Here is a 10,849-nt window from a genome sequence, read left to right on the forward strand (position 1 = left end):
GCCGGAAGCCTTCAGACCTCCACTTCGGGAATCTCCGATCGCTTCATGAAATCGCGGCAGATTACGAAGGGCGCGATGAGCGGCGCTTCGTCCAGATGGACCTGCCAGCATTTGAGCACACCCGCTTCATCGCCGGTCAGGCAATAACGACCGTCCTGGCTCAGCGAAACCGGAGCCGTCCCCTGCAGGCTTCGAATGCACTGACCCGTTTTCATGTCCCACATCTTCAAGGTGCCCTGGGCCGAGGCCGACAGGATGTAACGATTCATCTGGTCGATGCAGACGCCATGCACGTCGGTCTTGTGGCCCCGCAGGGTGTGGATGATCTCGCCCCGGCCCAGATTCCACACGCGGATATTGCGCCCGCTCGTAGTAACGACATAGGGGCGGGTATGGCTCACCGCCATGGAGACGACGGGGCCTTTGTTCTGGGTGTATCGCTTTAAAAGTCGCCCGTCTCGAATATCCCACACCGCGAGATTGCCCGACTCATGGCCCGAGATGGCGTAGGCACCGTTGGAACTTACCGCCAGGCTGAACACGGGCGAGTCTTGGGTGTGCCACGTGTGCACGCAGGCCCCGGTGGCCAGATCCCAATGGCGAACGGTGCCATCCTGTCCACCCGAGATAAGCACGCGCATCTCGTCGCAGAGATCGAGGCTCAGCACGGGCCCCTCGTGTCCTTCGAGTACACGCAATCCTTCGCCCCGGGCCAGATCCCATTGGCGGATCGTTCCGTCCGCGCCGGCGGAAAAGGCAATCGTCTCGGCGCGGCGCACCGCGAAGGCGTTGACCGCCCCCGTGTGCCCTTCCAGGGTCCTGAGCAGCCGGTGCTCGTGGCGCTCCCAGTAACGAATCCTGCCCGCCAGGCAACCCGATAGAAAATGGCTGCCATCGTTGGAAAGATGGACCGCGGTGAGCGCCGTCGAATGGGCGAGGAGTTCCCAGATCTTTTTTTTGTCCTTGGGCATGCGCTCGTGGGATACGGCTATGCCAAAAGCCACTTCGCGGCTCCGCTTGTCCGCAGGGCTGAGATTGTCCAGGACCGTGCAGGCCGCCGCCGCGTCGCCCCGCTCCACCAGCACGCGGGCCAGCAGGTAGGGCGGCATCCAGTGGCCCTCGTGGAGGGCGCAGAGGCGATACAACTTCGCGACGACTTCGTTGTCGGAAATCTTGCCGACGCGCCACTGGTGCAGCGCCAGATTGTAGCGCGCCTCGATGTGATTGGGGTCCGCGCCGCGGATTTCAGTCCACAGGGCCTCGGCTTCATAGGCCTGACCCAGGTCCGCCAGCGAAACGGCCCGATTGTTCATCAGATCGAAGCTGTGCACTTCCAGGTCATGGCTGGATCGATGATAGACCCGCCCGATCTCTTTGCGGTACACCTCCTCGATCAGCCGCGCCAGCCCGAGCATCCCGTCCGGACGTGCGGACGGCTCCACCTCGAAGCACTGCTCGAGCACCGGCACCAGCGACTTTGGGATGCGCGGCACCTCCGGATAGCGCGCGCCATACTGGAGCAGCGTCTTCATCGTGGAGCGCGCCTCCTGGCCGTCGTGCCAGAAAACTTCTCCGCTGAACATCTCCAGGATGGCGAGCCCCAGACTCCACACATCGCTCTGGGCCGTCACTTCGTTAAGGCGCTTATAATCGGGCGAACTGTATACGGGCGTCCCGCCCAGGGGCCCCCAGCGAATCAGTTTCCCCGGGCTGCTCGAACCGGGGTCCCGCTCCGCCACACCCACCCGCGCCAGGCCGAAATCCGTCACCTTGACCTCGCCCGTCTTCGCCACCAGAATATTCTTCGGTTTCACGTCCTGGTGGACCACCCCGTTGACATGGGCGTGGTTCAAGCCCTTGCACACCTGGATGATAATGTCGAACATCCGGTGCAGCTTTTCTTCCAGCGATCCCCGGTAGAGGCTCTTGTCCCGGATCATGTTCCCCAGATCCGGGCCGTCCACATACTCCACAAACACCCGGGGAATATCGCCGAGGCGACGCACGCAATAGCATATGACGGTATTCGGGTGGGGCGGCAGATTCACCCAGGTCTCGCACTCGTGCTCAAAAGTCGCCACCCAGCCCCGCTCCTCCACCAGCCGCTCCTTTGGACTCTTCACGGCAACATCAATGCCCCAGCCGCGATGGTGGACCCGGTGAACCACCCCCATGCCTCCGCGCCCCAGCTCATCGCGCACGTCGTAGAGCTCCATGAGCAGATCGCCCTTCTCCCACTTAAACGGGATGGAGGCGGCGTCGTAGTGATGGAATTCCTTCTTGTCCTCGGGGTGCACCGGCGGCGTGACGCTGTTGATGGTCACATAAATGGGAAATTCGCAGACGGTACAACGGCACATACGACCGAAATGCCGCTTACGCACACGCATCACGTTGCCACACTTACATGTGACACTGTACCGCTCAATTGTGGAACGTTTTGTCGCCACTGCTTCGCCCCGTACCCCCTAGGTCCGAGCATTCCCGGAACAGGAGGTCGTTCTTGGGTACCGGCTCGGCAAGCACACCGCTCCGGCAAGACCTTGGACTGTCAAGGCCCCTCCTCCATCAATATCATACCATTATGGCCCCCTTTTGCACCACACTTGTTCGCACAATTATCAGGTACGTTACGATCCGGTTCGCGCAGAGTAAAAACAGGGCGATTCGAAGCCCGAGCTCGTCCAGGGTACCCGAAAGAACCAGCAACAGTACCATCATCAGCACCCGCCCAATCGCCAGGGGCACCTCGCTCGCGCACATGTACTCAATCCGCTCGGCCGGATCGCGGACACTGCCATCGATGATGTCGAGACGAATGCTGGAGTAGGGAATCATGTAAAGCGGTTCCGCGATGGAACGGATGAAGCCAAAGAGTATGAGCGAGGGAACGCTGATTTCCCAGCCGATTATGGCTCCGGCGCCCACCAGTGAAACGGTGCCCCAGAACATGTAGGCCCTGCGGGTATCCCGCCGCACGCGGCGCCCGGCATAGAAGGAGACGGCAATGCCCGCCAGGTACTGGAAGGAGGTAAAGGCGCCCACCGTGGCCGCGTTCCCCGTCTTCATATACATGGCCAGGCCGAGCAGGATGTAGAAGATATGAAAGGATCCCGCCTGGGTCACGGAGGCCCACATGACCAGTCGCCAGTCCCGCTGCTCCCGCCCGGGAAAGAGCGCCCGGGCCAGGTGGAAGGGGCGGCACTGGCTGTCGGTCGGCACCCAGGCGCTTGCGACGACGCTGCACAGGTAGAGGCCCACCGCCGTGGCAAAGAGCACGTAGTAGCCGCGCTCCTCGCCGGGAACCAGGTAGAGAATCAAAGCGCTCAGCGCCGGAGCGGCAAAGCGCGACGCGCCGGTCACGGCGTTGAGCCATCCGAAGAAGTAGTCGCGCTGGGCGGCATTGACCACGTCGTAGTTGAAGGTGTTGTTCCCGGCCCAGAAAAGCCCCCAGGCGACCCCGAGCACGCAGCCGAGGGCCACGGCGTGGTTGGCGGCGTCCTGTTGAAGGTAGAGAAGGAGGCCATAGTAGATGGCGTGAAACGCCACGCCAAATCGAAAGACGTGGAGGCGGTCGAAGCGCTGGGCGTACCATCCTGAGAGCAGGTACACCACGGGGGTGACAAAGTACAGGGCGAGGTAGTGGTAACAGACGACTTCGAAACGCAGGCTGTGAATATAGAAATAGACGCCGACGAATACGCTGCAGAGCGCGTCCGCGACGTTGTACAGGATATTGAGCAGCAGGACGACCCGGGCGTGTTTTGCCAGGCTGTGGGATGAGGGCACGAGGTGAAGCTCCGAGCAGGGACCGGGGACCAGCGCGTCGGTTTGGAGCGCGCGATTGGCCCGAATTATTGATAAGCCCGAGCTTCAATAACAAGTACGCGGCGCCCCCGGGCCGGAGGAATCGCGTGAGCCACGCGATCGCCGACTACGCCTTCTTCTGGTAGAACACGGAGCGGAGATAGCGCTGGGGCTCGAACTCCGGACAGAGCCCGGTAATGGACTCCGTGGAGCCGATGATGAGTGCGCCATCCCGCGCCAGCGCCCGACCCAGATTCTGGAACAGCTTGATCTTGTCGGGCTCGGTAAAATAGATGGCCACATTGCGGCAGAATACGATGTCGAAGGGGGCGGTGGCGAGTACGGGCTCCAGCAGGTTGGCCCGGCGAAAGGTGGTGGTCGCGCGGAGCTCGTCCCGCACTTTCCATCGATCGCCCACGGGCTCAAAGTGCTTGTTGAGCTTGTCGGGACTCATGCCCCGATCGAGGTCGGAGCGCAGATAGTGGGCATAGCTCGCCTGAGCCACGGCGGCGTCGGAAATATCCAGCCCCAGGATCCGGATGTCATAGCCCCGGAAATCTCCCAGCAATTCCTTCAGCACGATGACGGTGCTGTAGGCCTCCTGGCCCGTGGAGCAGGCCGCGCTGAGAATCCGAATGGGAATCGGCTTCAAATTGGCCTTCGTCCGCCGGTCTATCAGTTCCGGGAAGAGCTTGTGCTGCAGCAATTCGAAGGGCGAGGTATCGCGAAAGAACGACGTCTCGTTGGTGGTGATGGCGTCGATTACCTTGCGCTTCAGGGCTCCCGACGCGTCTCCTTTGACTTTATACATCAGCTCGGACCAGTTGGCCGCGCCGGTCTCGCGCATGAGCACGGAGAGGCGCGTCTCGATCAGATAGGCCTTGGAGCCATCCAGATAAATACCGCAAAGCTCCATGACGAAGCGGCTCCACGCGGCAAGTTCATCTTTCGTGAGTTGCACGGCCATTACGGAAGTCCTCCACGGACCAGCGACGTGATCTTGCCCGCGATGGCGTCCAGGGGCAGCACGACGTCGGTCACCCCGGCCTCCACGGCGGCCTTGGGCATGCCCCAGACCACGCTGCTCGATTCATCTTGCGCGATAACATGACAGCCGTGCCGCTTGAGCAGGCGAAGGCCCAGGGTGCCATCGCTCCCCATTCCCGTCAGGATGACCGCCATCGATCGCCCCGGAAAGTGCATGGCTGCGGAACGGAAAAGATAGTCCACCGCCGGTCGGCAGTTGTTCTCGGGGGGATCATCGGTAATCTGGATGATCTTCCGACCATCCGGACCCGGTGCGAGGCGCATCTGGCGTCCCCCGGGCGCGATGTAGACCGTGTTCGGCTCCGCGATCTCCTCGTGCGTCGCTTCCCGCACGCGCAGGGCGCACTTCGCGTCCAGATTCTCCGCGAGGGACTGGGTGAAGAGGGGCGGCATATGCTGAACGATGAGTACGGGAACGCCCAGGGTCGGCGGCAGCGCCGGCAGCAGCGTGGCCAGGGTATTGGGCCCACCCGTGGAAACGCCGATTAGCACTGCTTCCGGTTTCTGGGTCACGGGAACACCTCGGGCCGGAACTGCGGTCACGGGGGCGGCGATGGCGGGCGCGGGCGGAGACGGCGGTGTTGTCGTGGTGTTGCCGCGCAGGATCCCGCGCACGCCCAGGCGGAGCGAAAGGGCCTTGACCCGGGGAGTGAGTTCCTGGCGCAGCGATTCTCGACTCTTCTCCGCGCCCGCCTCGTCGGGCTTGGTGATAAAGTCGAACGCGCCGCGTTGCAGCGCCTGAAGCGTCAAGCGACCGCCGTGGAGCGTAAGCGCGCTCACCACGATCACGGCGGGCGCGCCCGGCACGCCTTTCAAGGCATCCAGCACGGCCAGCCCGTCCATTTCGGGCATCTCCATGTCCAGCGTCAGCAAATCGGGCTTCAGCTCCTGTACCTTCTGGAGGGCGATTTTTCCGTTCTGGGCGAGCCCCACCACCTCCACGCCAGGCAGGGAACCCAGCACCTGCTCCATTACGCGTCTAAAAAGTATGGCGTCATCCGCAACTACAACTCTCAATTCAATCCACTCCCGCAGTATCAACGGCGCCCGGCCCGCCGGACCCCCGCATCGATCACAACTTCAAACTGGCGTGGCGCATCACGCGCCGCTCCCCCTCACACGGGCGACTCCTCCCAGCGGAACAAGGTCGCGGGATCCAGCACCGCAGTGAGACGGTCGTTCTCCCGCCACACACCGAGTAAGCGACCGCGCAACACGGGATCGAGGCTGGCCGGCGGCGCGCTCAGGCCCTGCTCCTCAATAGAGAGCGCATCGGTAACCGCCTCCACCAGAAAACCAAAGGACTCTCCCTGATTCTCCATGATCAAGAGGCGGCTGTCCGGCCCGATGGCCACGCTGCCCAGCCCGAGGTGGGCCGCCATGTCGATCACCGTCACGATCCGGCCGCGCAGATTGCGGATTCCCACCACATCGCGCGGCGCGCCGTGGACGTGGGTGAGCTCCCCCACCTTCACCACTTCGAGCACCAGCCGCGCATCCACGCCAAAAGACGCATCGCTCACCGAAAAACCGGTGATCAACATGCCATCCCCATTTTCGCCATCGTATTCCATGGTTTGCCTTTTCCTTTCTCCAGGCGACTTACAGGCCCCGTGCGGGACCCAATCGCCGATCTTATACCTTGAACTGGCCCGCGAGTGCGCGGAGTTCGGCGGCCACTTCGGAAAGTCCGGAGGCGCTCGCCTGGACCTGCTCGCCACCCGCCCGTATCTCCACCGCCACCTGACTCACGCCGGCAATGTCTTCCGCCATGAGCCGCGACACGGACGCCGTCTGGCCCACGCGTTCGTTGGCCTCCTGTACACCGGCCGAGGCCTGCGAAATGTTTCCCGCCACATCCTTCGTCACGACGGCCTGCTCTTCTATCGCCGCCGCAATTCCATTAACCAGATTGCCCACTTCGGCGATGACCGCCGTGATTCGCTCGATGTCGGCAATGGCCGTGCCCGACGCACCCTGGACACCGTCTATTTTGCCTTTGATGTCTTCCGTCGCCTGCGAGGTCTGCCGGGCAAGCTCTTTGATCTCGTTGGCCACGACGGCAAAGCCCTTGCCCGCCGCGCCCGCGCGCGCGGCCTCGATGGTCGCGTTGAGGGCCAGGAGATTGGTCTGGGAGGAAATCTCCGTGATCGTCTCCGTGACTTTGCCTATTTCCTGGGCGGCACGCCCGAGTTCCTGCATCATCCGGGAGACCGTGGCCGCCTGCTGGGCCGCGTCGAGACTGATTGATCGGGCGCGCTCCGCGTTGGATGCGATCTCGCCGACCGTGGCGCTCATCTGCTCCGTGGCCCCGGCCACCGACGTCAGATTGGTCGCGGCCTCCTCCATGCTCGCCGCCACCGAGAGGGTATTGGCGCTGGCCTCCTCGGCCGCCGCCGCCACCGTCGCCGTCCGATCGGAAAGGAGACGCACACTGTGCGATGTTTGCTCGCTGACCACGGACAATTCCGAGGCCGACGATGCGACGGCGTGGGTCATGGACGCCATCTTCCCGACGATACCCTGAAGCTTTTCGACGAAGCTGTCGAAGTGAGAGGCCAGCTCACCGATCTCGTCGCGGCTCGAAAGATTGAGCCGCCTCGTCAGATCCCCCTCACCCTGAGCAATGTCCTTCAGCAATTCGGCCACATTGCGAATCGGTCGCGTGATGCCCCGGCTGATCACGACGGCCAGTCCGATGGCCGCGGAAACGCCAATCAATAGAATTACGAGGGCGAAGAGGCCGCTGGAGCGCAGCGACGCGATGCGGATCTCGAGGAGCCTGTCCAGTTCCGCGACGGCCACGTCCCAACCGCGAAAATTCTGCTCGAGCGCCTTCTCGCAAAGCTCCGAGAAGACTTCGGCACTCGTATCCCCTCGGCCGTCGGCGCGGGCCTCCAGGGCCTCCGCCAGGGCCAGGGCGGGATCCACAGCGCCTGAAAGTGCCGTGGGCAGGTTCGTGGCCAGGGTCTCGCTCACCCCATTCGCGCCGGCATCCTCATTCAGCGCCGTGTCCATGTCGGCCAGAATCCGGGCGATATCCGCTTCGCGCAGCATGGCCGCCTGGACGGCGAGGGCAATCCGCTGTTCCTGGGTGAGCTCCACGGCCTCAAAGAGCGCGCGCATGTCCACTCCGATCCGCGCGATGCGCTCCTGCATCTGGGGCATGGCGATGAGGGTAACGTCCATCAGATAGTAACTGTCGAGATCCGGATCCAGAATGAGATTGGAGGTATCGCCCGCGTGGGTGATCATCGTCCGCAGATCGGCAACGAGCCCGGCGAGTTGTTCCGGGGTCATGCCGTCGCCCGCCCCTTTGATCTGGTCCCATTTTGCGGCGACCGCCGCCGCGCTCGCGTGCTGGCGCTTGCGCTGGGCCAGCCCCTCGGGCGTGAAATCGAGCGCCTCGCCCAACTCGCCATCCACGGCGATCAGGTTGGTAAAGGCACCGTCGATGTCGCCCGCAATCCTTGCGGATTTTTCTCCATGTACTCGGGCCAGGCTGAGTTTGAGCACGGGCTCGAGCACGCCCTCAAGCGCCCGTTGATAGGCGTTCCCCAGCAGTTCCTGGCGCGCGAAGGCTATGTCCTTGTTGATGCCCGTAACCATGAAGTAGAGCAACGCGATGATCAACGGAAAGGTTGCAACGGCGATCATCAGTAAACTTCGGTACGCGAGCTTCATTGAGTTTTTTCCTTCCATTTAGACACTTAAGTACGTTTCAGCGACACAGTCCCGACGATCTCCTCCACACGCGGTGTGGTGTACAGGGTTCGCGCCATGGCTGCCACATGGCGAAAACCTACCCCTCCGGAGCCGCCGGGACGGCCGCCTCCCAGCAGACCGACCCGGCGTTCACCGAATTCAACTTCAGACTTTGAACTGGCCCACGAGGGCATTCAACTGGGCCGCCGCTTCGGAAAGACCCGCCGCGCTGGACTGGACCTGCTCCCCGCCCGCGCGAATTTCCGCAGCGGCGCCGCTGACGCCTGCGATATCCTCCGCAATCATCTTGGACACCGAGGCGGTCTGACCCACCCGCTCGTTGGCCTCCTGTACGCCCGCGGAGGCCTGGGCGATGTTGCCCGCCACGTCTTTCGTGACCACGGCCTGCTCTTCAATCGCCGCCGCGATGCCGGACACCAGGTGGCCAACCTCGCCGATGACGCCCGTGATCTTCTCGATATCCGAGATTGCGCTGCCCGACGAACCCTGGACGCCCGCAATCTTCGCCTTGATGTCCTCCGTCGCCAGCGCCGTCTGGCGGGCCAGATCCTTGATCTCGTTGGCCACCACGGCAAAGCCCTTGCCCGCGGCACCGGCACGGGCCGCCTCGATCGTGGCATTTAGCGCAAGGAGATTGGTCTGGGACGAGATATCCGTAATCGTCTCAGTGACCTTGCCGATCTCCTGGGCGGCCAGGCCAAGTTCCTGCATCATGGCGGAAACGGAGGCCGCCTGCTGACCCGCCTCGTTGCTGATCATGCGCGCGCGCTCGGAATTGGACGCGATCTCGCCGATGGTCGCGCTCATCTCTTCGGTCGCGCTGGCCACGGAACTCAGGTTGATGGAAGCCTCTTCCATGCTCGCCGCCACCGAAAGGGTGTTGGCGCTCGCCTCTTCCGCGGCGGCCGCCACGGTGGAGGTCTTGTTGGAAAGCACCTGCACATTGCCGGCGGTCTGTTCGCTCACCGCCGACAACTGGGTGGCGGAGGCCGCGACTGCGTACGCGTTGTTCGCCATCTGTCCGACGATGCCCTGAAGCTTTTCAACGAAGTTGTTGAAATACTTCGCCATCTCACCGATCTCGTCGTTGTTCGGCGTGATGAGGCGCTTCGTCAAGTCGCCTTCGCCTTCGGAAATATCCTTCAGCATGACGGCGGCGTTCGTGATCGGCAACGTCACCGAGCGGCTGACGACCAGGCCCAGCACGATCGCTATCAGCACGCCGAGAACCAGGGCCGTGAGGCTGACCATTTCGAGGATCTCGGCTCGATTTCGAGCGCCATCCGCCTGTGCATCGGCGACTTCGAAATTGATTCTCAACAACTCGTCCATACCCGTTTCCACGGCGGGCGAAACGCTGTCCACCACCTCCATCGCCGCCGCCATATCGGCAAGCAAAACGTTGGCCTCGTCCACCTTGGCGATGATCCCGTCGAATTTTGCAAGGGTCTCGCCGATGGAGGTGCGCAGGTCTCCCTGAAGCAGGGAGCGGGCGCCCTCGGCATCACCCTGGGTCGCCAAAGCCTTCACCTGGCGGACAAGTTCATGGGTCTTGTCGTGGCTGGGCTTGATGGATTCCACGAGCGCCGCGAGATCGGCATTCGTGGTGCTGAACTCGGGCAGCCATTTTCCCAGGCCGCACACCGTGGGGTCGTCGCCCCCTTCCATCGTGGCGCTGCCGTCGATCAATTCGAGCAGGTCCATCTGCAATTTGAAATGGGCGCCCCGGAACTTCTCCAGATCGCGCTGCACCAGGGCGGGATTCATGACATCAAAGGCGGCAAATTTCCGCTCCGCCGCGATATAGTCCGTATGCGCCTTCCACCACGAATCCCAGGCGGGGACAAACTTTTTCCACTCCGCAGCCTCCTCAACCGTTTGGGGGAGGGGCTCGTATAGCGTTCGCCCGGCGGAAATCCTGGTTTCCGCCTCTTTCATCGCCGCGTGAAACTCTTCACGACCGGCCGGATCGGTAAGGCTGTTGCCCAGAGCCTCTTTGACGATATCGATGGTAAGGCGCCCGCGCTCCATCTCCGCCAGGCCCGTGATACTGGGCAGCCGTACGTCGGCGATTTCCGTAAGCACGCTCCGATTTTCCCACCCCTCATACCACGCGATTCCGCCCAGTACGAGACTGACCAGTACCAAGATGCCGAAGGACCCCAATAGTTTCTTTTTGATTGTCAGGTTTTTAAGGTTCAGCATGGCCGCTCCTCCTCTCAAGTTATAAGCATCACACGTCACTCGGCACCCGCACATCACTCGGGCG

7 protein-coding genes are annotated in these 10,849 nt (G+C 62.7%); all 7 read right to left on the reverse strand.

The window, feature by feature from the left end:
- Nucleotides 1–11: 11 nt before the first annotated feature.
- The 7 genes from JNK74_13950 to JNK74_13980 all read right to left on the reverse strand — a co-directional run bounded on the left by JNK74_13950 (nucleotide 12) and on the right by JNK74_13980 (nucleotide 10,785).
- Entirely contained in the window at nucleotides 12–2,360 is a 2,349-nt protein-coding gene (locus JNK74_13950) for a serine/threonine protein kinase (protein MBL7647285.1), read from the reverse strand.
- Between the two features lie 214 nt (nucleotides 2,361–2,574).
- Nucleotides 2,575–3,789, reverse strand: coding sequence for a hypothetical protein (locus JNK74_13955; GenBank protein ID MBL7647286.1), 1,215 nt, complete (start codon nucleotides 3,787–3,789; stop codon nucleotides 2,575–2,577).
- Between the two features lie 145 nt (nucleotides 3,790–3,934).
- Complete coding sequence (locus tag JNK74_13960) at nucleotides 3,935–4,774, reverse strand: protein-glutamate O-methyltransferase CheR (GenBank protein ID MBL7647287.1); 840 nt, start codon at nucleotides 4,772–4,774, stop codon at nucleotides 3,935–3,937.
- Nucleotides 4,774–5,877, reverse strand: a complete 1,104-nt coding sequence (locus JNK74_13965; GenBank protein ID MBL7647288.1) for a chemotaxis response regulator protein-glutamate methylesterase — start codon at nucleotides 5,875–5,877, stop codon at nucleotides 4,774–4,776. Before JNK74_13965 ends, JNK74_13960 begins: the two co-directional genes overlap by 1 nt.
- A gap of 92 nt (nucleotides 5,878–5,969) precedes the next feature.
- The gene (locus JNK74_13970) at nucleotides 5,970–6,428 is read right to left on the reverse strand and encodes a purine-binding chemotaxis protein CheW (GenBank protein MBL7647289.1); all 459 of its coding nucleotides are present in this window, start codon (nucleotides 6,426–6,428) and stop codon (nucleotides 5,970–5,972) included.
- A 61-nt stretch (nucleotides 6,429–6,489) separates the two neighbouring features.
- Nucleotides 6,490–8,538: a methyl-accepting chemotaxis protein gene (locus tag JNK74_13975; protein ID MBL7647290.1), complete on the reverse strand. Its 2,049-nt coding sequence runs from the start codon at nucleotides 8,536–8,538 to the stop codon at nucleotides 6,490–6,492.
- Between the two features lie 186 nt (nucleotides 8,539–8,724).
- Nucleotides 8,725–10,785 carry a methyl-accepting chemotaxis protein gene (locus JNK74_13980; protein ID MBL7647291.1) on the reverse strand — a complete coding sequence of 687 codons (2,061 nt, stop codon included), beginning with the start codon at nucleotides 10,783–10,785 and terminating at the stop codon, nucleotides 8,725–8,727.
- Nucleotides 10,786–10,849 lie beyond the last annotated feature (64 nt).

Source organism: Candidatus Hydrogenedentota bacterium (assembly GCA_016791475.1).
Classification (GTDB): Bacteria; Hydrogenedentota; Hydrogenedentia; order Hydrogenedentales; family JAEUWI01; genus JAEUWI01.